Here is a 25,463-nt window from a genome sequence, read left to right on the forward strand (position 1 = left end):
GTGAGCCGGACTACCAGTTCTTGGCCGGGCGGTTGGTGGCCGCGCGCCGTTCGGCATCCTTGGCCTTGACGCGCTCGGCTTCCTTGCGCACCTCGGCGAAGTTCTCCCGCTCCTTCACCAGCCATTCCGGCGGGGCGGCCAGCAGGGCGTCGATCTCCGCATTGGTCAGCGCGTCCTCGACACCGGCGCGGCCCAGCCCGGAGTTCGAGATGCCGAGTTTGCGGGCGACCACATCGCGCGGGAAGGGTCCGTCGGCGCGCAGGTCGAGCAGCCACTGCGGCGGATTTGTGCGCAGCTCTTCGAGCTGTGCGCGGGTGACGGGTGAGTTCCGGAACTCCTCGGGGGTTGCGGGGAGGTAGATGCCGAGTTTGGCTGCCGCGGTCAGCGGCTTCATGTTCTGGGGTTTCTTGTCCGGGCTCACCTGATCAGGGTATCGGTCGAGCAGAGGTGATCTGGCCGCGCGGTGCAATAACCTGGCTCGCGGTGCAATAACCTGGGTGGAATGAGCCGGTTCGAGTCGATCGATATCCCGCGTCTGCGCTGGTTCGCCGCGGTTGCGGAGGAGTTGCACTTCGCGCGCGCGGCGCAGGGCCTCGGTATTGCCCGGCAGCGCCTGAGCCGGACGATCATCGAGTTGGAGGAGGAACTCGGCGCGAAATTGTTCGTGCCTGGTGCGCAGCCGACCCAGCTCACCGCAGACGGCGAGGAACTACTGATAGCGGCCCGGGACATTCTCGCGAATGCTCCGGAGCCCGAACCGGTCGCGGCCGATGAGGCAGGGGAACGGCTGCGGGTCGGATTTGTGCCCGGGGTGACCGTGACCAAATGGGATCGGATCTGGCGCGAGCGCTTTCCCGAGATCCCGGTCGAGATGATCCCCGTGCCCATGCGCGAGCAGGATGCGGCGCTGCGCGACGGCCGCGTCGATATGTGCTTCGTCCGCCTGCCGATCGACCGGGACGGGATCAGTGCCATCCCGCTCTACCGTGAGTTGCCCGTTGTGGTTGTGCCCAAGGATCATCCGCTGTCGGTGTTCGAGCAGGTGAGCATGGCCGAGCTGACGGAAGAGCGCATGCAGGACGGCACCGACCTCGACGAGGCGGCCATGACCATGGAGTTGGTGGCGGCGGTCAGCGGCGCGGCCATCGTGCCGCATTCCATTGCGCGCCTGCACAGTCGCAAGGATCTGGTCTACCGGACCATGACCGGTGTGCCGGAGACCGAAATCGTGCTGGCCTGGCCGGATGCGCAGACCACCGAATTGGTCGAGGAGTTCGTCGGCGTGGTGCGCGGGCGCTCGGCGCGCAGTTCGCGCTCGCCGTCGGGCCAGGAGGCGGCCAAGCCGCGCCGCACCGCGAGCCAGGGAAAGAAGCCGGCCGGTGGTGCGAAGAAGCCTGCCGGTGGTGCGAAGCAGACCGGGGCCAAGGCGAAACAGGGTGGGGCCGTGAAGAAGCCGGGCAAGCGCCGCGGGAAGTAGTAGCCGCCGACAGCGTGGTCCGAGGGCCCGTCTCCCGAGAGGGAGGCGGGCCCTTCGTCCTGTCCGGGGTGAAGTCGGGGGATTTCTCAGGGTGAAGTCAGGGTTGCGCTATACGTATACGTCTACTTATAGTAATTTCAGGTGGTGGGAAGCTCGGCCGCTGCGGATCCGATAGTCGGGAACCGTTGAAGCACAGTGGATTTCGAATCCGCGGTGCGCAGACGTAGAAGCATGCCCGTATGCGCATCCGCGAATGAACAAGTCGTCAACCGATGGTTGACCAAAACTGGATAGTCAACCTATTGTTGACGAATGATCGAAACTGGAGCAGATCATGGACATCGATATGCAGAAGCCTGCCGACGAGGACGCCGCCCCTGGCACCGCGGTGACGCAGACCCTGCCTGACGGAATGACGGAGATCGAGGTGCGCGTCGGCCCCGGCGGCGCCCGGACCCAGAGCTTCGTCGGCCGCCTGTTGGCGAAATCGCAGCAGGTCACCACGGCCGGCACCGAAAATGTGCGCATCTACCAGAGCCGCAAGGGCAAGCTGGTGGTGCACCGCCACTACCTGGACTGGTCCGACTTCTCGACGGCGACCAAGCATGCCTACGAGGAGACGAAGGGCCACTTCAATGCCAAGCGGGAAGAGTTCGTCACGGCCCGCCGGAATGCCGACGGCTCGCACGTTCCGCTGATTGCCAACTGGGCCAACGAATTCAAGGGCTGGCGCGAACTGGTCGGTGTCGGCCAGGATGGCTATGGCGACTACACACTCGAAATCGTGGATTCGCTGGGGGAGTTGCGTGACCGGGTGCCTGCCAAGGCGTACCGGACAGTCGCCGATGCGGTGGAAAACCCGTCTGCGCAGTTTCTCGACATTTAAGCACCGAATAGAGCTCTGTCAGCACAGATTCTGCACGCGGTCGAAACCTTGAAAGGACTTCCCCCGCATGTTTTCCCGACTGGGGCGCTTCGTCGTCAAACAGCCGTGGCTGGTCATCGGCGTCTGGCTGATCGCCATCATCGCGGTGGTGGCCACGGCGCCCAAACTCACCGCCACCACCGACCAATCCGACTTCCTGCCTTCGCATTACGAGTCCATCCAGGCGATGGATCTGCAGCAGAAGGCATTCCCCAACAGCGCCACTCCGGCCGCGCTCATCGTCTTCGAGCGCACCGACGGCGCTCCGCTGACCGATAGCGACGTGGCGACGGTGCAGGCCGCCGCGGGCAAGCTGGACGACCAGCACCTCAAGGATGTCTTGAAGGTGCAGGCGGCGCCTGCCGCCGACAACCGGTCCATTCAGATCGCCGCCGTCGCGATGACCAAGGTCACCAGTGCTGGTGACACCGCGCAGACCGATGCGGTCAAGGTGTTGCGTACCGCCTTGAAGGATCAGGTGAACGGCACCGATCTGAAGGCCGGTGTCACCGGCGCCGCGGCCCAGCAGCTGGATCAGCAGGAATCCGGCAACAATGCGCTGGCAATTATCGGCATCGCCACCATCGCGCTGATCCTGATTCTGCTGCTGGTGATCTTCCGCAGTCCGGTGATCGCGTTCCTGCCGATCATTGTGATCGGTGTGGTCTCGCTCGGCGTCAATGGCCTGATTGCCATGGTGAGCAAGGCTTTCGACCTCAAGGTCGACAGTTCCGTGCAATCACTGCTGATCGTGGTGTTGTTCGGCGTCGGCACCGATTACATCCTGTTCCTCATGTTCCGCTACCGGGAGCGCCTGCGTGCGGGTGAGGATCCCAAGACCGCCATGGTCAGCGCGGTCACCCGGGTCGGTGAGGCGATCAGTTCGGCCGCGGCCGCGGTGATCATCGCCTTCGGTGCGCTCATGCTGTCGACGCTGGGCATGTTCCGTTCGCTCGGCCCGGCGCTGGCGATCGCCGTCGCGGTGGCGCTGCTGGCGGGACTCACCCTGGTTCCGGCCATTGTTTCGCTATTGGGCACCAAGGTGTTCTGGCCGTCGAAGGCGTGGAAGCAGGAGCCGACGGGTGCCCGGTTCGCGGCTGTCGGTGCGGCCCTGGGCAAGCGGCCCGGTGTGTTCGCGGTGGCCTCCGGCGGTGTGCTGCTGGCGCTCGGCATCGTGGCGTTCGGCTTCAATCCGACGTTCGATCTGAGTTCGAGTTCGACCTCGGATACCTCCGAATCCACCATCTACAGCAAGGAATTGCTGAAGGGCGAGCCCGCGGGCAGCACCCAGCCCTCGCAGGTCTATCTACGCACCGATGGTGCCGCGCTGACCACGGACCAGCTGACCGCCTACCGTGCGTCCCTGACGGGCGTCTCCGGTGTGGGTCAGGTGTCGGAGCCGAAGCTATCGGCCGACAAGGCGGTCGCCGAATACCAGGTGACGCTCAATGACACTCCGGAATCCGATGCCGCATTGGCGACGGTGAAGGGTCCGCTGCGCGATATCGCGCATTCGTCGGCTCCGGCCGGGACGACCGCCGTGGTCGGCGGTATGACCTCGGTGTTCGTCGACTTCAAGGCCGCCATGAACCGTGATTACTCGGTGGTGTTCCCGGTGGCCGCGGTGCTCATCATGCTGGTGCTGGGGTTGTTGCTGCGCAGTCTGGTAGCGCCCTGGTACTTGATCGCGTCGGTATTCCTGGGATTCGCGGCCACTCTCGGTGCGGCCGTGCTGGTTTTCCAGCACATCCAAGGGAATTCGGGCTTGATCTTCACCTTGCCGCTGATCATGTATCTGTTCGTGGTCGCTCTGGGGACCGACTACAACATCCTCATGGTGGCCCGCCTGCGGGAGGAGGCCCGCGAGGGCCACGATCCGCACAGGGCCGCGGCCGAGGCGGTCAAGCACACCGGTCCGACGATCGCCGCTGCCGGTCTCATCCTGGCGGGCACCTTCGCCTCGATGATGCTGGCGGGCAATACCGCGCTCTCGCAGATGGGTTTCGCCATCTCGGTGGGTATCGGTATCGCGGCCTTCGTCATGGCGATGTTCTTCACGCCGTCGGTGACCGCGCTGATCGGCCGCCGGGCCTGGTGGCCGGGTCACGGTGGGGATGCCGATCCGTCGCACCAGGTCGTTCTGGAGAAGCAGGATTGGGACGACCCGCAGTGGTCGCAGCCTGATTCGGCGCGGCGATAGTCGCTGATCCGTTCCGCACGTCCAGCCGGGCCCGTCTCCTTTTCAGGGGGCGGGCCTGGTGTTTTGCGGTCCCCGGAGCCTTCTGACAGAAACACGTTTCAGTTTTTTCCGGAAAGCGCCACCGCCCGAACTGGACAACCGATATGGTTCGCCGGACCGTACAGCGAGGGAGTTTCGAATGACCATGACCGTGAACAAGCACATCGCCCGGCGGGCCGGCTTCGGCGTCACCGCCCTGGCCGCGATGGCCTGTTCGGCGGCCCTGACGGCGCCCTACGCGTCGGCGGCTCCCACCAGCCTGTCGGTCAATGCCAGCAATGTCTACGCCGCCTGCACCTACCAGGTGACCGCGACCTACAACAGCTGGATTCAGGTCTGGTTCTACGACAACGGCCTGGTCATCGGCGGCAGCCCGATCAACCCGTCGAACGGCAGCGCCACCATTCAGTGGACCCCGAAGGGCGCCGGCACCCACACCCTGTCCACCCTGCAGGGTTCGGCATGGGAGCTCAAGGTCAATGTCCTGCAGCCCACCCTGACCGGCAGCGCCACCTGTGGCGCGGGCCCGCTCGGTTTCCTGGGCTCCTGATACTCGATTCGGTCGCGGCCCGACCGCGCCGAATCGTCCCGGGCCGGCTGACGCCAATCCTCTGTTCCCTAGTCAGCCGGTCCGGTCCCTCGGAAGTGTTTGCCGCGTGCGCTTGTTCAGCGCATCGTCGTATGCCAGACCACAGCGGCGGCCAGTGCGCCCGCACCGTTCAGCGACCAGTGCAGTGCGATGGGTGCGAGCAGGCTGCCGCTGCGGCGGCGCAGCCAGGTGAAGACGACTCCGGCTGCGGCCGTGGCCAATACGGCGAGTGCGATACCGGCGATCTGCCCGGGGACTCCGCCGCCGAGGAAACTGCTCAGGCCCTTGTTTCCGCTGGTGAGACCCAGCGATGAGGCCACATGCCAGAGGCCGAAAAGCAGTGATCCGGTAGCGAATACACCGCGCGCCCCGTAGGCGCGGTCGAGCGTGCCGTGCAGCACGCCACGGAAGGCGAGCTCCTCCGGAATGGCCGTCTGCAGCGGAATGACGATCATGGACGCGATGAGCGCACCCGAAATGGTGGCGTACCGATCGGCCAGGAAGAACGGCCGGGTGATCGGCAGGATCGCGCCGATGGCGACCGCCCCGAGCACGATGCCCACCGCCGCCAGCGCCCAGATGGTGCCGCGCCGCCACTGCCGCGGGTCGAGTCCGAGCTCGCCCCAGCCGAGTCCGCGGCGGCGGACCAGCGCCAGCAGCACAAGTGCGGCTATCGGCACCGTGACAATGCTGGCCCAGGACGTGGTGAAGTGCGCAATGAGATTTGTGCAGATCAAGACCACGACAACGACGGCTACGTCGACGTAGGCGTGCAGGCGGAGGTGCAGTGGTGCGGGTGCGTCGGGAAGCACAGCGACCGCACCGTTATCTGATCGAGACATCCCGGCCAGCGTACGCCGGGATTCTGAGAAGACACCCGAATGTGGTCGAGACCGCTGGATTTCAGGTCCGGATTCCGGTCGCCCAGCCTTCCGGGTCATTCCATGCCTGCAGCGTGCGGCGGGTTTCGAAGCGGCGCGGAACCTTGGTGATCGGATCGGTGAATTCGAGCGCACAGGCCAGCAATTGCAGCGGGCGGGTGAAGTCGCCGACCGGTTTGTCGGTGAGTTCCGGATAGAAGTCGTCGCCGAGAATCGGGAGGCCGAGGCCGTTCATATGCAGCCGCAGCTGATGGGTGCGTCCGGTCTTGGGCCGCAGCCGATACCGCGCGAGTCCGTCGCGCTGCTCGAGCAGTTCGATATGGGTCTCGGCATTCGGCTCACCGGGCTCCTCGAACGCGCGCAGTACCTGCCGCTCCTTGATGATCCGGCTGATGATCGTGCGCGGTAGTTCGAGCTCCGGATCGAAGCGGGCGATGGCTTCGTACTCCTTGTGCACCACCCGTTTGTGGAACATGGTCTGGTACGCGCCGCGGCGTTCGGGATTGACGATGAACAGCACCAGCCCGGCGGTGACCCGGTCCAGCCGGTGCGCGGGCACCAGATCCGGGAGGTCGAGTTCGCGGCGCAGGCGAACCAGCGCAGTCTGCAGAATGTGTTGTCCGCGCGGAATTGTGGACAGAAAGTGCGGTTTGTCGATGACGAGCAGATCGTCGTCGCGGTGCACGATGCCGATCTCGAACGGGACGTCGGTCTCCACCGGCAGGTCCCGGTGGAACCAGATCGCACCGCCGGGCACATAGGCCGCGTCCGGGGCGATGGGTCCGTCCAGATCCACGATGCCGCCTTCGAGCAGCAGTGCGTCGATGCGTGCGGCGGGTACCCGTGGCAGCCGCTCGACGAGGTGGTCGCGAATGGTCGCCCACTCGCCGTCTTCGGGCAGCCGCAGTCGTGCCGGGTCCAACCCGTGCCGCTTGGGTAGCGGCGGCTGCTGCCTGCGTCTCACCTGGAAGACCCTAGTCGTGCCGCTGTGGCCCGCCTTCCCCGGATGGCAAAGTTAGCCTAACCTATCTTGCGATGCCTCGGTGTGTGACGGCGAGGCCATTCCGACAATGGTGGAGGAGCAGAACTGATGACGGTGGAGGTCGTACCGCCGCAGGCGGTCGAACCCGATCCGCGGCTCACCGCGGAGACCGAGGGGGGCGCACAGCCCGATAAGGCCGAGGTGAAAGCCCGGCGCCGACGAGAAGCCGCCGCCCGCAAGGAGATTCTCGCTCCGGTCGCGGGCACGCTCGCGCTGGCGAGCTTGATCACGGCGATCGCCTCGGTCTGTGCGGTGGTCCCGTTCATTCTGATCGTCGAGGCGTGCCGGGAGCTGCTGGCCACCACGATCGACACCGATCGGGTGTGGCGGCTGCTGCTCATAACCGTACTGGTGCTGGTGGTCCGGGCGTTGCTGCAGGCGGCGGCGCTGACCTGGTCGCATCTGACCGACGCCCGCTACCAGCTGACCTTGCGCCGGCTGCTCGCCGACAAACTGACCCGGGTTCCCCTGGGCTGGTTCGGTGTTCGCACCTCGGCCGAGGTGAAGAAGTACCTGCAGGACGATGTGGAGGCGCTGCACTATCTGGTCGCGCACGCGCGGCTGGATTTCATCGGCTCGGTGACCGTGCCGCTGGTGACGCTCGTCTACCTGTTCACCGTCGATTGGCGCCTCACCCTGGTGTTGCTGCTGCCACTGGTGATCTACGTGCTCTGCATGAAGAAGATGCTGGACGAGCCCGGCCGTGAGCGCATGCTGGTCTACAACGCCGCCGAACAGCGCACCCGCGAGGCGACCGTCGAATTCGTGGACGGTATCCAGGTGGTGCGGGCCTTCGGCCGGGCGGGCAAGGCACACAGCGTCTTCCAGGACGCGGTGGATCATCAGACCGACAGCCTGCGACGGCTGAAGATGCCGATCCTGTCGGTGCAGTCGCTGTCGGAGGCGGTGGTCGCGCCGGTGTTCGTGATGCTGCTGGTGGTGCTCGCCGGCCTGACCGGGGTGGGCGCGGGCTGGGTGGCCCCGGTCGATGTGCTGCCGTTCCTGCTGGTCGGGCTGGGTCTGGGCAGTTCGCTGCTGGGCCTCGGTTACGGCGCGCAGGCGCTGCGGGCCGCCGGTGACGCCGCCCTGCGGTTACACGAGCTCATGGCGACTCCCGAATTGGCCTCCAGCGCACCGGAATCCGATACCGCACCGGCCGCGGCTCCGGCCGGGCTGGTGCGTTTCGAGGGCGTGAGCTTCGGCTATCGCGCCGATCATCAGGTGTTGCACGGCCTCGATCTGGAGCTGGCGCCGGGCACGCTCACCGCGCTGGTCGGCCCGAGCGGTTCGGGCAAGTCCACACTCGCCAAGCTGCTGCCGCGTTTCTATGACATCGATGCGGGGCGAATCTCCATCGGCGGCCGCGATATTCGCGACTTCGCCACCGAAGAGCTGTATTGCACAGTCGGATTCGTCTTCCAGGACGTGCGCCTGATTCGTGGCAGCGTGCGCGAGAATCTCTTGCTCGCCAGCCCCGATGCCGATGACGCCGCGCTGGAACGTGCGGCCCGCGCGGCCCAGATCCACGAGCGGATTCTCGCCCTGCCGCGCGGCTACGACTCCGAGATCGGCGTGGACGCCACCCTGTCCGGCGGTGAGGCGCAACGGCTTTCCATCGCCCGCGCGCTGCTCGCTGATACCCCGGTGCTGGTGCTGGACGAGGCCACGGCCTTCGCCGACCCGGAATCGGAAGCGGCGGTGCAGGATGCGCTGGCCGCGCTGGTGGCCGGTCGCACCGTGCTGGTGATCGCGCACCGCCTGCACACCATTACGGGTGTGGACCGGATTCTGGTGCTGGAGAACGGAACCCTGGTCGAGCAGGGCGATCACGCGAGTCTGCGCGGGGCCGGCGGTCTCTATCAGCAGCTGTGGGAGATCAATGAGGCGGCGCTGGACGTGGTCATGGAGGGAACACGATGATACGCAAGGTCTTCGCTCTGGTGCCGCGCGAATTCGCCGCGCTGACACCGAAACTGCTGGCCGCCATCACGCTGCAGGCGCTTTTGCAGGCCGCGGCGTATGTGCTGCTGTTGCCGGTGCTCCAGGCATTGTTCGACGGCGATACCGCGGGTGCCTGGCGCTGGACGATAGCGCTTGCCGCCGCGGTGGCGGGTCAGGTCGGCTTCAGCTTCCTGCAGTTGGTGCTGGGTCTGCGCATCGGTGTGGGTATGTCGCACGGGTTGCAGACCCGCCTCGGCGATCATCTGAATGCGTTGCCGCTGGGCTGGTTCGAGACGCAGAATGCCGGTGCGCTGTCACGGCTGGTGGTCGAGAACGTGCGCGAGTTGCAGGGTCTCATTGCGTACCTGCTGGCCAAGATGTTGACCGGCGCCATTGTTCCGCTGGGCGTCGCGGTCGGAATGCTGTTCGTGGACTGGCGGATATCCCTGGCCATGCTGCTGGCCGCGCCGGTGCTGTATCTGGTGAACCTGTGGGCGAATCGCTCCTACACCGCCTCCGATGCGCAATTGCACGAGGCGTCGGGCGAGGCCAATGCCCGGGTGCTGGAATTCGCGCAGGCGCAGCCGGTGCTGCGGTCCTTCGGCGCCGTGGGCTCCGGGAACAAGGCGCTGAATGCGGCACTGACCCGGCAGCGTAGGGCCGCCACCGGTCTGCTGTTCGCGAGTGTGCCCGGCCTGATCGTCTTTTCGCTGTGCGTGCAGGCGGTATTCCTGGTGCTGGTGTATCTGGTGGTCGGTCAGGTGACCGGCGGCAGTATCTCGGCGGCGGCGGCCATTGCGCTGATCGCGGTGAGCAGCCGCTTCATCGAACCGCTGAATCAGGCGGCGCAGTTGGGCACAGCGCTGCGTTCGGCGGCGGCCGCGGCGGATCGGGTAACCACCCTGCTCGCGGAACCCGCACTGCCGCAGCCGGATACCGAGGTCACCCCGGGCACGCCGAGCGTGGTGTTCGAGGAGGTGAGTTTCGCCTATCGGACCGGCGCGCAGGTGCTGTCGGAGGTGTCGTTCACGGTCCCGGCCGGAACTACCACCGCGATCGTCGGTCCCAGCGGCGCGGGCAAGTCCACCGTGCTGCGGCTGGCTGCCCGCTTCCATGCCGCCGATTCCGGTCGAGTCCTGGTGAGCGGCCACGATGTTCGTGATCAGCCGTCGCACACGCTGCTGGGTCAGCTGTCGCTGGTATTCCAGAACGTCTATCTCTTCAATCATTCGGTGCTGGAGAACATTCGGGCCGGGCGCCTGGACGCCACTGATGAGCAGGTGCGCGGCGCGGCCGCGGTGGCCCGGGTGGACGAGATCGCCGAACGCCTGCCGGAGGGCTGGAACACCACCGTCGGCGAGGGCGGCGCGGCGCTGTCCGGCGGTGAGCGCCAGCGGGTTTCGATCGCGCGGGCTCTCCTCAAGGACGCACCGGTGGTGCTGCTGGACGAGGCCACCAGTGCCCTCGATCCGCAGAACGAGGCGGTGGTGGTGCGCGGTGTGCATCAGCTGACCCGGGAGCGGACGGTCATTGTGGTGGCGCATCGCCTGGCCACCATCGCGCACGCGGATCAGATCCTGTTCATGGAGGCGGGCCGCATCGTCGAACGCGGCACGCACGATGAACTGCTGGCCCTGGACGGACGCTACGCCGCCTTCTGGAACGAGCGCAGTCGTGCGGCGGGCTGGCGACTGGAATCAGTGCACGCGTAACGGCTTTCACTGGTGGTCACGTGGAATACGCACAAGCCCCGGGCATTTTGCGGAATGTCCGGGGCTTTCAGTTGCGGTGGAGCGGATTACAGGTTGCAGGAGAGTCCCGCGTAGTAGGCCACCGAGCACTCGGATTCACGAGTCAGCTTCCAGGTGCCGTCGATCTCGCGCCAGCCCATCTCGATATCGGGGAAGGTGCCGTAGCCGTCGACGCTCACCTGCAGATTGGCGGTGGTGGTGTCGCCGTTGCTGTTCACCGGTCCGGCGAGCTGCCAGCGCAGGCTCGGGACGGTGTTGATGACCCCGCCGACCTGATCGAGCAGCGGCAGACCGGCCTCGCCCGCTTCGAGTTCGTTGGCGCGCGCGCCACGGTCGGCGCCGGTGTTCAGCACCAGCCGCAGCTTCGACTGCAGATCGCCGAGGCCGGGCTGCGCGGTGCGCATGGGCGAGACCAGCGGGGCGGCCTGGGCCGGTGCGACGGCTGCCACGTTGAACCCGCCGATAAGGGCGGTGGCAGCGAAAACCGCTGCTCCCAGCTTCTTTCGGGTGGTGTTGAGCATGTGTTCATCCAATCGTTCACATCGGTGAGCCGCCATCGGCGCTCTGGCGGTTACTCAGCAATATAAGGTAAGCCTATGCAAACATGGGAGGCCACCTGGCGGCTGTGACGCGATCGCCAGTCGTTCGTCGAGGAAAGTGAGTGAACCGGTGCAGACTCTTCTGGTCGTCGGCGCGGGGCCGAAAGCCCTTGCGGTAGCCGCCAAAGCGCATGTCCTGCGGAAACTGGGCCTGCCCGCACCGCGGGTGGTGGTCGTCGAGCCGCATGCGGTGGGCGGAAACTGGCTGCCCAGCGGCGGCTGGACCGACGGCAGGCACCGGCTCGGCACCAGCCCCGAGAAGGATGTGGGTTTCCCATACCACTCGACCTGGGCGCGCGGCCGAAATCGTGAGATCAACGAGGCCATGCACGCTTTCAGCTGGACCGCCTTCCTGGTGGATCGAGGCGGCTACGCGGAGTGGATCGATCGCGGCCGTCCCAGCCCGCACCACCATGTCTGGGCTGAATACCTGCAGTGGGTCGGGCATCGGATCGATCTGGAAGTGGTGTCCGGAAGGGTGAATTCGATCTCACCCGCGGCCGACGGCTGGCTGGTGTCGGTGCTCGGCGAGGACGGGGTGCTCACCCAGCTGGATGCGGACGAACTCATGATCACCGGTCCGGGCCGCAGTACCCGCGCGCTCGCCGACCATCCGAAAGTGCTGAGCATCTCCGATTTCTGGGAACTCGCGGGCAAGCGCGCGCTGCCGGTGTCCTCGCGGGTGGCGGTGATCGGTGGTGGTGAGACCGCGGGTTCGGCGCTGGACGAGCTGGTCTGCCACGACATGCTGACCGTCTCGGTGATCTCGCCGATGGCCACGCTCTACACCCGTGGTGAAAGCTATTTCGAGAATTCGCTCTACAGCGATCCGGGCAAGTGGGCCGGCCTGAATCTGGAGCAGCGCCGGGATGTCATCCGCCGCACCGATCGTGGGGTGTTCTCGGTGCGGGTACAGGAGAGTCTGCTCGGCGACAACCGGATCCATCATCTGCAGGGCCGCGTGATGCGGGTGACCGATCGGAACGAAGGTGTCGAACTGACGCTGCGCAATCCGTTGCGCGCGGATCAGGTGCACGCCTTCGATCTGGTGGTGGATGCGACCGGCGGACAGCCGCTGTGGTTCCTGGAGCTGTTCGACGCCGATGCCGCGGATCTGCTCGAGCTGTCGGTGGGCGGACCGCTCACGCACGCCCGGATCGAGGCGGCGATCGGCTACGACCTGGCGGTATCGAATCTGGAGTCCAAGCTCTACCTGCCGAATCTGGCCGCGCTGACGCAGGGTCCGGGCTTCCCGAATCTCAGCTGCCTGGGCGAACTTTCGGATCGGGTGCTGCGGCCCGCGGTCGGCGGCGCGGAAGCGGCCGCGCGTGCGGTCGTGTCCGGGGGCGGAACCCCTCCGCAGCTATTAGTAGGCTAGGCTAGCCTTACTAATAGGAGATGAGGTTCGGTTCATGCGTATCGTGTCGTTCGGCTTCCAGACGTGGGGCCGCAAAACCCTTCAGGCCCTGATCGATTCGGAGCACGAGGTGGTGCTGGCGGTCACCCATCCGGCGAGCGAATCGTCCTACAAGGCGATCTGGAACGATTCGGTCGAGGAGCTGGCCCGCGAGCACGGCATTCCGGTGCATCTCACCGAGCGCGCCGATGCCGCGACCATAGATCTGGTCAAGCGCGCCGAACCCGATGTGATCGTGGTGAACAGCTGGTACACCTGGATGCCGTCCGAGCTGTACAGCCTGCCGCCCTACGGCACGCTGAACCTGCACGATTCGCTGCTGCCCAAGTTCACCGGATTCTCCCCGGTGCTGTGGGCATTGATCAGCGGCGTCGAGGAATTCGGCCTCACCGTGCACCGGATGGACGAGCAGCTCGACACCGGCGACATCCTGGTGCAGCACAAGCTGTCGATCCCCGCGGGCGCGACCGGTACCGAACTGGTGCGGGCCGGATTGGAATTGATTCCGGGTGCGGTGAACGACGCGCTCGCCGCGCTGGTCGCAGGCAATCCGCAGTGGAAGGCGCAGAACAAGGCCGAGCGCACCTACTTTCACAAGCGATCCGATCGGGACAGCCGCATCGACTGGTCCTCGGACGCGGTAGATCTGGAGCGTTTCGTGCGGGCGCTGTCCGCGCCGTATCCGCGGGCCTTCTCGCACTACCGGGGTGAGCGGATCGAGGTGCTCGCCGCGGTGATCTCCGAGGCGAACTACGGCGGCACTACCGGCCGGGTCGTCGTGCAGGAGGGCGGCGGCGTGGTGGTGTGCGGTCCGAATGCCTTGCGCGGCAACAATCGTGGCCTGGTGATCACCCGGGTGCGCACCGCCGACGGCGTCGAGCGCGACGGCGGCGAATTCTTCGTGCGCGGCGGCTATCTCACTGACGCTCCCGAATGAGACCCAGCGTCGTGTCGACCATGGCCGATGAGACCGCGGAGCATGTGCGCCGCTCCTTGGCTCCGGGCCAGCGTCGCGCCTGGTTCCTGCAGCATCGCGCACCGGCGGACGCCGGCCTCAATGTCGGTATCACCTATCGGCTGACCGGAGCCCTGGACGCCGGTCTGCTGCGGGCCGCGGTCGGCGAGGTGGTCGCGCGCCACGAGATCCTGCGCACCGTCTACGGCGCCGCCGCCGACGGCGAGCCCTTCCAAGCCGCCCTCGCCGACCCCGAAATCGCCTGGCAGGAAGCCGATCTCGCGGACCTGCCGTCCCCGAGCCGCGCCCGCCGCGCCGAGGTCCTGCTCCGCCGCGTACTCGGCGAACCCTTCGACCCGTCCGCCGCGCCCCCGATCCGCTTCGCGCTGATCCGCACGGGTCCTGACGAATTCGCCTTCGTCCTGGTAGCACATGCGCTCTGCTGGGACGACGAATCCTGGGAGATCTTCTCCCGCGAACTGACCCACGCCTACAACGGCATACTCCCCACCGGCCCCGCGACCCAGTACGCAGATCTGACTGTCGGCCACATCGATTCGCGCCCACCGCACCCGGCCACCACCCTGCCGAGTGCAGCGGAGGTAAGTTCCGCCGAACCAAGTGCTGCGAGCGCGAGCGCTGCCTCATCGAGTGCCGCGGGCGTGAGCCCTGTACCGCCGAGTGCCGCGGGCGTGAGCCCTGTACCGCCGAGTGCTGTGGGCGTGAGCCCTGTACTGCCGAGTGCTGTGGGCGTGAGCCCTGTACTGCCGAGTGCTGTGGGCGTGAGCCCTGTACCGCCGAGTGCCGTGGGCGTGAGCCCTGTACCGCCGAGTGCTGTGGGCGTGAGCCCTGTACTGCCGAGTGCTGGGGAGGTGAGCGCTGCGGGCACGAGTGGCTCTGGGCCGGATGCCGGATACCTCGGCGTCGCGGACTCCGGGTCCGAGGGCTCGGACGCCGCGGGGATCGATTACTGGCGGGCGGAGCTTTCGCCGCTGCCGGAGCCGCTGGATCTGCCGAGTGGTAGTGCACCGGCGCCCAGATCCGCGGCTGCGCGGCGGTCGGTGCGGGAACTGCCTGGTGAATTGCTTTCCAGTGTTGATGATTTCGCACAGCAGTCGGGGACGACAGCGTTGCCCGTGCTGCTGGCCGCGTTCGATGTGCTGGTGCGCCGCTATACCGGTGCGGCGGATTTCCTGGTGTCGGTGCCGGTCACCACCCGTGACCAGCACTCGGCGGCGGACAGTCCGACCGCGCCCATCGGTTACTTCGGCAATACCGTGCTCTTGCGCGCCGAGGTTGACGATCATCTGTCATTCGCGGATCTTGTTGCCGTCGTGCGGGGTTCGTGGGAGCGGGCGCATCGGCATCGTGCGGTCGGCATCGACGAGGTGGTGCGGGTGGTCAATCCCGATCGCACGGCGGACCGGGACGGACTGGATCAGCTGGTGCGGCTGGGTTTCGGGGTGCGCACCGCCGCCGCCGGGCCCGCGCTGGACGGCGTCGTCGCGGCGCGACTGGATCTGGGCAGCCCGGTGCCACGAGTGCCCTTGCGGCTCACCGTGGTTCGGGACGGTGCGGGTGCGTACCTGGAGGCCGAGTATCCGTCCGGCCGGTTCACGCCCGAGCTCATCGAGCAGCTGCTCACCCACTATCTGCGACTGCTCGCCGAGGCGACGGCCGCCCCCGGGCGACTGATCGGCGAGCTCGATCTGCTGGGCCCGGCTGAACAGGCTCGGCTGCTGGAACTTTCCCGTGGTGAGCAGACTCCGGTCGTGCCGACCACTGTCGTCGCACTGTTCGAGGAGCGCGCGCAGCTGCACGCGACCGCGCTCGCGCTGGTCGCTCCCGGTGACACCGAGACCGTGCAGCTCACCTACCGCGAGCTGAACCGGCGCGCGAATCGCCTGGCGCACTGGCTGATCGGCCAGGGTGTTGGCGCCGAGGATCTGGTGGCGCTGCGACTGTCGAATTCGGTGGAGTTTGTGGTGGCGGTGCTCGCGGTGCTCAAGTCCGGCGCGGCCTATCTGCCGATCGATCCGGCGTATCCGGACGAGCGCATCGATTACCTGATCGCCGATTCCCTCCCGAGCATGATCCTGGGCCGGGTCGAATTGGATGCCGCCGAAGAGGTCGCCTCCGGTGCCGCCGAACATGATCCGTCCGATGCCGATCGGGTGCGCCCGCTGCGCCCGGGCAATCTGGCCTATGTCATCTACACCTCCGGTTCGACCGGTCACCCCAAGGGTGTTCCGGTCTCGCACGAGGCGATCGCCGATCATCTGGTCGGCTTCCGCGCCCAATGGGGGATGACCGCCGAGGACCGCCTCCTGCAATCGTCGTCGGTGAGCTTCGACGCATCGCTGCTGGACGTCTTCGTGACCCTGACTCTCGGTGCGCGCCTGATCATTCCGCGTCCGGGTGGTTTCTCCGATCTCGCCTATATCGCGGATCTGGTGACCCGCTTCCATGTCACGGTGCTGCACATGGTGCCGTCACTGCTGCGCACCTTCCTGTCGTTGCCGCAGGTGAGTGCTTGGCGCTCACTGCGTTTTGTCCCGGTGGGCGGTGAGGCGCTGCCCGGCGAGATCGCCGATCGTCTCACCGGCGTGCTGGATGCCGAACTGCGTAATCACTACGGCCCGACCGAAGCGGTGGTCAGCGCCACGCATATGCCGGTGGAAGGCCCGCAGGGCAATCGGATCGTGCCGATCGGCCGTCCGAACCGCAATGTGGATCTCTACCTGCTGGATGAGCGGCTGCGCCTGGTGCCGCCCGGTGTGGTCGGCGAAATCTATCTCGGCGGTGCGCAATTGGCGCGCGGCTATTTGGATCGCGGTGCGGCCACGGCGGAGCGATTCATCGCCGATCCGTTCCGCATCGCCGACCTGCGCACCGCGGGCGCACGGCTCTACCGCACCGGCGATCTGGCCCGCCGCAATCTGGAGGGCGAGGTCGAATTCATCGGCCGCGCCGACGAGCAGGTGAAGGTGCGCGGTTACCGCATCGAACTGGGTGAGGTGCAGGCCGCGCTCATCGGTGATCCGGAGATCCGCGACTGCGTGGTGACGGTGATCGGTGATGCCGCGACCGGCCCCATGCTCGCCGCCTACCTGGTGCCGGAATCGGGTGCGCCGGACGTGATTCGGGTGCGGGCGCGCGCGGCGACCATGCTGCCGGAGTACATGGTGCCCACGGCGTACGCCGTGATCGACGCGATTCCGCTGACCGAGCACGGCAAGCTGGCGCGCCGCGCCCTGCCCGAGCCGCTGTGCGTGACCGCGCGCCCGTATCGGGAGCCGGTGACCGCCGCCGAGATCCGGCTGGCGGCGCTGTTCGGGCAACTGTTCGACCGCGCCCGTATCGGCGCTGATGATTCGTTCTTCGAGCTCGGCGGGCATTCGCTGCTGGCCAATCAGCTGGTGGCGCGCATTCGCGCCGAGTTCGGTTTCGAGATCGATGTGCGGGCGGTGTTCGACACCCCGGCGGTGAGCGGGCTGGCCGCGGTACTGGAGGCGACCGCTGTTTCGGTCGCCGTGGTGGCCACCCGAGATGAGGAGTACAGGTAGTGAACACGCGAGGATGGCTGCGCCGCAGCGGTTTTGCCTTACTGACGGTGGGACTGGTGGCCGGCACGGCCGCCTGTGGTTCCAGCGACTCCGGCAGCGATGCCGGTGCGCTGACGATCAAGCACGTCATGGGGGAGACCAAGATCGACGGCACCCCGTCGCGTGTGGTGGTGTTCGGCCCGCAGTGGCTGGACGCGACGATCGCCCTGGGCGTGACGCCCGTGGGCTATCTGGTGCCGGGGATGACGGCGGCCACGAAGGTGCCGTGGGAGCCGCCGATTCCGGATTCGGCCAAGCGCATCGATATGACGGGTGACTACCTCGAGCAGATCGCCGCGCTCAACCCGGATCTGATTCTCGCGCCGGCCTTCATGGCCGACCGGACCATGTACGACAAGCTGTCCAAGCTGGCGCCGACCATCGATTCGCTCTCCTCCGCGCAGATCGATCCGTGGCAGGACCAGGTGACCACGCTGGGCAAGGTGCTGCGCAAGGAGCCCGAGGCGGCCAAGGTCATCGCCGATGTGGACGGCAAGATCGACGCGGTCGCGGCGAAGCATCCGGGCCTGAAGGGCAAGACCTTCCTCACCTGCATGCTCACCGGCCCGTCGCAGCTCATGGTGCTGGCCGATCCGAAGGACGGCTCCGCCGCGCTCTTCACCCGCTTGGGGATGACCATGCCGGAGAAGCTCGTCAAGGAGGCCCCCACCGGCGGCCGCCTGTCGCTGTCGCCGGAACGCCTGAGCGACTTGACCTCCGACCTGCTGGTCTGCGGCGCCATGCCCAGTCTGGAGTCGAAGTTCAAGCAGTTGCCGGGTTACGCCGATCTCCCGGCGGTGCGCAGCGGCGGTATCTCCTTCGTCGATGTGGTCGCCATCAATGCCATCAATCAGCCGACCGCGCTGTCGGTGCCGTACGTGCTGCAGACGCTGGAGCCGGCGTTCGCGAATATCGCCGGTAGCTAGACCACCGGTAGCCAGGAAGGACCTCACGTCATGACGCTCGATACCCCCGCCGTGCCCGCCGCACCGGCTCGATCCGCCGACCGCGGCCTGCCGCTGTCCCCGGCCCAGCAGGCGGCATTGCTGCCGGAACGGCTGGCCAGGACCGCGGCCGCCAATGTGTATGTGGCTCTGGAGATTCCGGCCGAGCTCGCCGACGGCGTGGTGGCACGGGCGGCCGAGGCGCTGGCCGCGCACGAGATCCTGCGCGCGGTCTACCCCGATGACCGCCGGGTGCCGTATCAGCGTGTGGAGTCCACCCCGGACACGGCGGCCGAGATCGTCGAGATCGGCGACACCGCCCTGCCCGCAGCGCTCATGGCCGATGCCGGTCACACCTTCGATCTGGTGCGCGAGTTGCCGATCCGAATCCGGCTGTACCGGCTCGCCGATCACGCCGTGCTCTCCATCGCGGCCCATCCCGTCGCGGCCGACGACCACACCATGGAACTGCTGGTAGCCGCGCTGTGCTCGAACGAGCCGGTTCGGGCCCCCGCGCAGTACCGCGACTTCGCCGCTGAGCAGATGAAATCCCTGGCCGCCGAGAATGATTCGCTGACCTTCTGGAAGCAGCGACTGTCCGGCCTGCCCGAGCAGCTCCTCCTGATCGGCGAACGCCCCGCCCTCCCACGCAGCGCCCGCGCCGTAGTCCAGATCCCCGCCCCCGTCATCCCGGCGCGCGTTTGGCCGGGATCCACACCGGATGCGCTCCAGCAGGTTTCGGTGGATCCCGGCCAAAAGCATGCCGGGATGACGGGGGGACTCGGCGAGTCCGATGCTGATGCTGATGCTGCCGGAGTGTCCGCGGACCCGCTCGCGGTGCTGACCGCGCTGGTGGCCGGGGCGCTGCGTGAGCTCGGCGCGGATACGGATATTCCGATCGGCGTCGCGACCGAGGCGAGGCCGGAGAGCGCCGCAGAGGTGCTCGGCAATTTCGCCAATTACCTGGTGCTGCGGGTGGATTCGTCGCGTGGCGGTGCCCCCGCGCAGCTGGTTGCCGATGCCGCGCGGATTCTCGACGAGGCCCGCGCGCATGCCGGTACCCGCATCGAGCGGCTCACCCATCAGCTGCGGGGCCCGGGTGGGGCGGCGAAGGGCGGCCTGTTCCAGGTGCAGCTCGCGGTGCGTCCGAGCGTGCTCGAATTCGGTGTCGCCGGTGGCACGGCCCGTGAGGTCGCTCGTGCCGTGGCACGCCCGCACGGGGTGGATCTGATCGTCGATGTGGTCGCGACCGCGGACGGCTGGACCGTGACCGTGGATCTGGCCGAAGCCCTGTCCCGGCGTTATTCGGCAGGGGAGTTCGCGCAGCTGCTGCGCCGGACCGCCGAAACCTGGTCGGCCGCACCGGATACCGCGCTCGATGCGGCGGAAGCGCCGGAGCCGTGTGACTGGTTCGTGCCCGATACCGATGCCGCCGAGCTGGATCCGTACGCGATCTCCGGCCTCGGTGGCCCGCCGCAGACCGCTGCCGAGCACGCGGTGGCCGCCGCGCTGCGCGAGGTGCTGGAGCTGGATGAGGAGGACGAGGTCGGCCGCGAGGACAATTTCTTCGCGCTCGGCGGCGATAGTGTGGCCGCACTGCGTTTCGTCACCCTGCTGGCCGAGCAGGGCCACATCCTGGATGTGCAGAAGGTGTTCGAGTTCCCGGCCGTTTACGAGATGGCCGAAAGCCTGACCACCGAGAATGCCACTGCGGCAGCAACTGCCGAACCCGCCGCCGTGGTGGCCCCGATGGCCGCCTCCGGTCTCGACGCGGCGGTCCTGCAGGCCCTGGCCGGAAAGCTGGCCGGCCGGTGAGCGTGGAGATTCTCGATGTCGTCGCGCTGTCCCCACTACAGCGCGGCCTCTACTCGGTCAGTGTCGCCTCGGGTGCGGTCGACCCGTATCTGGTCACCTTCGCGGTGCGGATCGAGGGCCTGACCGACCTGGCTACGCTGCATACGGCTTTCGACCAGCTGCTGGAGCGCTACCCGCATCTGGGCGGGGCGGTACTGACCGACGGTCTGCCGCATCCGGTGCTGGTCACCACTACCGGTGGCCACATCGGCTGGCGTGAACTGGATCTGCGCCCGGCCGCGGATCCGGAAGCCGCAGCCCGGCAACTGTATTGGGACGAGGGCCGCCGCCGCATCGATCTGGATCGCGGCCCGCTGTTCCGGGTCGTCGCCGCGCGGGTGGGGGAGGACGCCTACGAACTCGTCTGCACCGCGCACCACATCATTATCGACGGCTGGTCGATCCCACTCCTGTTCGCGGATCTCATAACGCTGCACAGCGGTATGGGTGCGGCGCTCCCGCCCGCCCCGCCGCTGCGCGAGCACGCCGCCTGGCTGGCCACGCGCGACACTGCCGCCTCCATCGAGGCGTGGAGCCGGGCCCTGGCCGGCCTCGCCCCCATGGCCATGCTCGCCGCTCCCGCCCCCGCCGATATCCCGGCACTGGGCGAGGCCCGCTTCGACCGCGCCGACACCGATCGTGTGACGGCCTGGGCGCGCAGTCAAGGCTTGACGCTCAACACCGTCCTCCAAATGGCCTGGGCCCGTGTGCTTTCCGGACTCACCGGCCGCGATGACGTGGTCTTCGGCCAGACCACCTCCGGCCGCGACGCCTCGCTCCCCAATGCCGAACGCCTGGTGGGCGCACTGGTCACCACCATCCCGGTCCGAGTCCGCATGGACGACCGCGCCCCCGCCGACATCGGCGCAGCCCTGCAACGCGAAGTGGCGCAACTGCGCGCCCACGAATACCTGGGCATCGCCGAAATCACCCGCCACACCGGCGGCAGCCAACTCTTCGACACCCTCCTGGTCTTCGAGAACACCCCCCTGGGCGCGGTCACCGCCGATATGCCCATGGGCGGCGGCGGCGCCCGCCTGCTGCCCCGCCGAGTCGATTCCCCCAGCCACTACCCGATCGCCGTGGTCCCGGTCGTCGAACACGGCGAACTCATCACCCGAGTAGAAATCCGCCCAGACCTGGTCTCCCGCTTCGCCCCCGACCGCCTGGCCCGCCGCATGCTCGCCGTAGTCCGCCGCCTCGTCGACGCCGACAACGCCTGCAATGTCGACCTCTTACTCGACGACGAACCCGCCGCCCTGACCACTGCACACCCGAGCAGTTCCTCGTCCCCGGACTCGCGGCCGTCCTCGTCGCCGGACGCGCCCCCCGTCATCCCGGCACGCTTTCGGCCGGGATCCACACCTGAAGTACTTCAACAGGATCCAGTGGATTCCGGCCAAAAGCACGCCGGAATGACAGGGTTGATGTCGACGGGATTGATATCGACTGGTGTGGTTTCGACGGGCCTGGTGTCCGACGTCCTTCTGGCCGCCGCGGCCCGCTCAGCCGATTCGATCGCCGTAATCGATGCCGAAGGCGAGCACTCCTTCGCCGACTTCGCTGCGGCAGTGCGCACTTTGGCAGCCGATCTCCACGCGAACGGGTTGCGTCCCGGCGACTCGGTGGCCGTGGTCCTCCCACGAGATCGCCGAGTCCTGCACGCCCCCTTCGCTATCGCACACGCGGGCGGTGTCTGCGTGCACGTCGATCCGGCCACCCCGCCCGACCGGCTCGCCTACCTCCTCGAAACCTCCGGTGCGAAACTGGTGCTCGGCGACGAGGCGCTGGTGGACGTTCTGGTACAGGTGCGCGCCCAGGGCGTCGACTGTGTGCACGGCGTCCCCGCCGCCGCAGGCGAATTGCGTTTTCTCGGCCCCGCACCCGAGGCCGCCGCTCCGGCCTCGCGCCCGGTCACCACGGCGGACACCCCGTTCTATGTCATCTTCACCTCGGGCACCACCGGTCGCCCGAAAGGTGTTGTGGTGCCGCATCGCGCGCTCCTCAACCACTGGGCCAATCACGAGCGCCGCATCTTCGCCCCGGCGGCGGTTCAGGTCGGCCGGCAGTTGCGGATCGGCCACGGCTGGTCGACCGGTTTCGATGCCGCCTGGCAGCCGACCGTCGCCCTGCTCAGCGGCCACACGGTTGTCATGCTGGGTGAGCACGTCCGCACCGATGCCGAGCAGATCGCCGCCGCCATCGCCCGGCACGGTATCGACATCTTCGACACCTCGCCGTCAATGCTGCCGCGCCTCATCGCATTCGGGCTCTTCACCGAGCGTGACGGCGTCGAGCACTGCCCCCTGGCGGTACTCGCCCTCGGCGGTGAAGCCATCAACCCCGATACCTGGAAGCGCCTGCAGGGCCTGCCGGACACCCGTGTCATCAACTTCTACGGTCCTACCGAAACCACGGTGGAGGCGCTGATGGCCGAGGTGCACGAACATGTTTCGCCCACCATCGGCCGCACCTTCGACGGTATGACCGCCGAGGTGCTCGATCACCGCCTGCGTCCGGTGCCGCCGGGCGGGCAGGGCGAGCTGTACCTGTCGGGCCCGCAGCTCGCACTGGGCTACCTGGGTCGACCGGCGACATCCGCGGCGACTTTTGTGGCCGGACCGTCCGGAAGGCGCTATCGCACCGGCGATCTGGTGCGCCGCGCCACCGACGGCACCCTCGTCTACGAGGGCCGCATCGACAGCCAGGTCAAGATCAACGGCTATCGTGTGGAACCCGACGAGGCCGCCGTGGTGCTGCGCGAACTCGAAGGTGTGGAGCACGCCGCGGTCCTGGCCTACACCGACAATGGCCGGACCCGCCTGGGCGCACTCGTGGTCAGCGAGGTCCCGGTCCCGCAGCTGCGCATGGGCCTGTCGCAGCGCCTGCCGCGCTTCCTGGTGCCGACCCGCATCGTCCCGGTGCCCGAGATCCCGTTGAACCGCAATGACAAACTGGATGTGCACGCGGCCACCGCCCTGCTCACCGCACAGGTGGCCGGGTCCGGCGGCAGCGAGCCCGCCACCGATACCGAGCGCACACTGCTCGGCGTGATCTCCGCACTCGGCGCGACGGGCGCCGGCCCCGGCATGACCGACAGCCTGGTCGATCTCGGCATCGACAGCATCGGTGTCATCGATCTCGTATCCCGTTTGCGCGGTGCGGGTTTCCGCATTGCGGCCCGGGACATCCTGGCCGCCGGTGATCTTCGAGAACTCGCCGCGCGGCTGGACGAACTCGCCACCACGGGGGAGGACCGCCCGGAGGCGGCGGTCACGCCCGCCGGCACGGCGCTGCCGCTCACCGCACTGGCCCACGAGATCATCGCCAATGGTGACTACCGCTATCTGGCGCAGTCCCAGGTGATTTCGCTCCCCGACGACGCCTCGCCCGACGAGGTCGTGGCACGGCTGACCGCACTCGCCACCGCCCATCCGGCCCTGCGTTCCCGTCTGGTCATCGGATCGGACAAGATCCCGGCACTGGTCGTCGACGAGCTGCCACCGGCATCGGTATGGCTCGATTCAGTTGACGGAACCGACTCGGCTGCAACGTATCTGACTGACACCGTCGCCCGTCTGGATCCCGAGGCGGGCCGCATGCTGGCGGCCACGGTGCTGGCAGGACCGCAGCGACGATTACTGCTGTCTATCCACCACCTCGCCGTGGACGTGGTGTCCTGGCTGATCCTGGTAGACGATCTGCGCCGCCTGGAACAGGGCAATGCACCCCTGAACGAGCAGCCCACCGAGGAAACAGGCACGGCCGCAGTCACTTCCGGCACCGAAATCCTCGGCACGCCGCTGGCGGGCCGCTTCACCGACCCCTCCCGGGACCGCGCGGGCAAGGTCGCACAACGCATTGTGGAGCTGGGCCCGGACCTCACCGAACAGCTGCTGTCGGTGTGCACCGACTCGGGTGTCCCGCTCGAGGACGCCCTGATCATGGCCTGCGCCCGCACCTTCCCGGATATTGCCGATGCCGACGGCCGCATCGCGATCACCAGGGAGTCCCACGGCCGTCCCGACGAAGACGATTCCCGCCGCGTCGGCTGGTTCACCGTCGAGGAAACGGTGCTGGTCCCGGCCGAGCGGTCCCCGGCGGCCGGGCGGCCCGATCTCTCGGACCGCACCTTCACGGCGCGCGGCCAATTGCGCATCAATCATCTGGGCCGCTTCGATGTGCTCCAGTTCGGCAGCGGCCCTTGGTCACCCGCACCGCTGTCGGAGTTCACCGGCGAGTTCGGGGTGGCAGCGCATCCAGATCTGCCGCTGCGCTTCAGCGTGGACATCACCACGGCGGTGGTACCGCGCGACGGCAGGCCGTCCCTGGTCGCCCAGTTCGAGGTGAATGCGGCCGTCCTGGATGGGATAGCCGTCGATGCCCGGTCTGATCGCTGGGCGGCTGCGCTATCCGAGTTCGCAAGAGGCTGAGCGGCTTCCCCGCCGAGGTTGATTCGCACAGGGCCTATGCCGCCGGTAACCGCACAGCCCGTATCCAATCCACTCAGACCTTACAAAGACTGTGCGGATTGGACACGGGCTGTGTGATCGACGACAACGGAGTGTCGGCCACCGTGACGCGCCGTGTCCGGCGGCGAAACATGCAGGTTGACTCCGATTTCCGGCGCTGTGGACGCGCCCGCTTACCCGGGCTTGACGCCGGATCTCCGCTGTTCCGGGCCTTGCCGAGGCGGGTTGGTCACATATTTAGGTTAGCCAAACCACACCCCTTCTCTGTGCGGGTCGGCGTGGGCTACCATCCCTATCAAGTTAGGCAAGCCTACCTTTGGTGTCTCGACCGAGGCCGACCGTTCGCTGGATGAGGAGTTCGATGCTCGACAAGGCTGAGATTCGCGTGCTCGTGGCGGCGGCGCTGGACGTCGCGCCCGAATCGATCGGTGACGACGCCGATCTCGTAAGCCTGGGGATGCACTCGATGAAGCTCATGCATCTCTCCGCCAAGTGGCGCAAGCAGGGCTACGAGGTACGCAGCTCGGCCCTGGCGCTGGAGCCGACTGTCGATGCCTGGACCGCGCTTTTGAACGCCGGTCGCGTCGAGGCCGTCCCCACGCCCGCCCCGGTCGTCGAATCCGCCACGCCGGGCGATGAATCCGCCACGCCGGGCGATGAATTCGCCCTGGCCACCATGCAGCACGCCTACTGGATGGGCCGCCGCCAGGACCAGGCACTGGGTGGTGTCGCCGCCCACCTCTATGTCGAATTCGACGGCAACGGCCTCGAT

17 protein-coding genes are annotated in these 25,463 nt (G+C 67.4%); 13 read left to right on the top strand and 4 right to left on the bottom strand.

The window, feature by feature from the left end; all coding sequences use genetic code 11:
- Positions 1–10 precede the first annotated feature (10 nt).
- Positions 11–421: a DUF5997 family protein gene (locus JWN03_RS03445; protein ID WP_297609532.1), complete on the bottom strand. Its 411-nt coding sequence runs from the start codon at positions 419–421 to the stop codon at positions 11–13.
- Positions 422–502: 81 nt separating this feature from the next.
- Here JWN03_RS03445 and JWN03_RS03450 point away from each other — a divergent pair, with 81 nt between their 5' ends.
- From JWN03_RS03450 to JWN03_RS03465, 4 genes are all read left to right on the top strand, one after another.
- Complete coding sequence (locus JWN03_RS03450) at positions 503–1,477, top strand: LysR family transcriptional regulator (RefSeq protein ID WP_297609534.1); 975 nt, start codon at positions 503–505, stop codon at positions 1,475–1,477.
- A 334-nt stretch (positions 1,478–1,811) separates the two neighbouring features.
- Positions 1,812–2,363, top strand: coding sequence for an EXLDI protein (locus JWN03_RS03455; protein WP_297609537.1), 552 nt, complete (start codon positions 1,812–1,814; stop codon positions 2,361–2,363).
- Between the two features lie 67 nt (positions 2,364–2,430).
- Positions 2,431–4,602, top strand: coding sequence for an MMPL family transporter (locus JWN03_RS03460; RefSeq protein WP_297609540.1), 2,172 nt, complete (start codon positions 2,431–2,433; stop codon positions 4,600–4,602).
- Between the two features lie 178 nt (positions 4,603–4,780).
- A complete protein-coding gene (locus JWN03_RS03465; RefSeq protein ID WP_297609543.1) occupies positions 4,781–5,191 on the top strand; it encodes a hypothetical protein in 411 nt (136 codons plus the stop codon).
- A 116-nt stretch (positions 5,192–5,307) separates the two neighbouring features.
- Here the strand turns inward: JWN03_RS03465 and JWN03_RS03470 are convergent, their stop codons facing one another.
- Positions 5,308–6,072 (bottom strand): CPBP family intramembrane glutamic endopeptidase, encoded by a 765-nt coding sequence (locus tag JWN03_RS03470; protein ID WP_297609546.1) that lies wholly within the window; start codon positions 6,070–6,072, stop codon positions 5,308–5,310.
- Between the two features lie 61 nt (positions 6,073–6,133).
- Entirely contained in the window at positions 6,134–7,075 is a 942-nt protein-coding gene (locus tag JWN03_RS03475; protein WP_297609549.1) for an RluA family pseudouridine synthase, read from the bottom strand.
- 126 nt (positions 7,076–7,201) lie between these two features.
- Here JWN03_RS03475 and JWN03_RS03480 point away from each other — a divergent pair, with 126 nt between their 5' ends.
- A complete protein-coding gene (locus JWN03_RS03480; RefSeq protein ID WP_297609552.1) occupies positions 7,202–9,073 on the top strand; it encodes an ABC transporter ATP-binding protein in 1,872 nt (623 codons plus the stop codon).
- Positions 9,070–10,806, top strand: coding sequence for an ABC transporter ATP-binding protein (locus JWN03_RS03485; protein ID WP_297609555.1), 1,737 nt, complete (start codon positions 9,070–9,072; stop codon positions 10,804–10,806). Before JWN03_RS03480 ends, JWN03_RS03485 begins: the two co-directional genes overlap by 4 nt.
- Before the next feature lie 86 nt (positions 10,807–10,892).
- Here JWN03_RS03485 and JWN03_RS03490 read toward each other — a convergent pair whose 3' ends face one another.
- Positions 10,893–11,366, bottom strand: coding sequence for a hypothetical protein (locus JWN03_RS03490; RefSeq protein WP_297609558.1), 474 nt, complete (start codon positions 11,364–11,366; stop codon positions 10,893–10,895).
- 148 nt (positions 11,367–11,514) lie between these two features.
- Between JWN03_RS03490 and JWN03_RS03495 the strand changes: the two genes are divergently transcribed.
- From JWN03_RS03495 to JWN03_RS03525, 7 genes are all read left to right on the top strand, one after another.
- Positions 11,515–12,822 carry a SidA/IucD/PvdA family monooxygenase gene (locus JWN03_RS03495; RefSeq protein ID WP_297609560.1) on the top strand — a complete coding sequence of 436 codons (1,308 nt, stop codon included), beginning with the start codon at positions 11,515–11,517 and terminating at the stop codon, positions 12,820–12,822.
- Positions 12,823–12,856: 34 nt separating this feature from the next.
- Complete coding sequence (locus JWN03_RS03500) at positions 12,857–13,798, top strand: methionyl-tRNA formyltransferase (protein ID WP_297609563.1); 942 nt, start codon at positions 12,857–12,859, stop codon at positions 13,796–13,798.
- A gap of 20 nt (positions 13,799–13,818) precedes the next feature.
- Entirely contained in the window at positions 13,819–17,382 is a 3,564-nt protein-coding gene (locus JWN03_RS03505) for a non-ribosomal peptide synthetase (RefSeq protein ID WP_297609584.1), read from the top strand.
- The gene (locus tag JWN03_RS03510; protein ID WP_297609566.1) at positions 17,382–18,347 is read left to right on the top strand and encodes an ABC transporter substrate-binding protein; all 966 of its coding nucleotides are present in this window, start codon (positions 17,382–17,384) and stop codon (positions 18,345–18,347) included. The genes JWN03_RS03505 and JWN03_RS03510 overlap by 1 nt, the downstream gene beginning before the upstream one ends.
- 30 nt (positions 18,348–18,377) lie before the next feature.
- Complete coding sequence (locus JWN03_RS03515; RefSeq protein WP_297609569.1) at positions 18,378–20,180, top strand: condensation domain-containing protein; 1,803 nt, start codon at positions 18,378–18,380, stop codon at positions 20,178–20,180.
- Positions 20,177–24,652, top strand: coding sequence for a non-ribosomal peptide synthetase (locus JWN03_RS03520; protein ID WP_297609572.1), 4,476 nt, complete (start codon positions 20,177–20,179; stop codon positions 24,650–24,652). The genes JWN03_RS03515 and JWN03_RS03520 overlap by 4 nt, the downstream gene beginning before the upstream one ends.
- A 400-nt stretch (positions 24,653–25,052) precedes the next feature.
- The coding region (locus JWN03_RS03525) for a phosphopantetheine-binding protein (RefSeq protein WP_297609576.1) at positions 25,053–25,463 on the top strand (411 nt) is incomplete at its 3' end.

Origin of the sequence: Nocardia sp., from assembly GCF_025465275.1 — a bacterium.
GTDB lineage: Bacteria > Actinomycetota > Actinomycetes > Mycobacteriales > Mycobacteriaceae > Nocardia.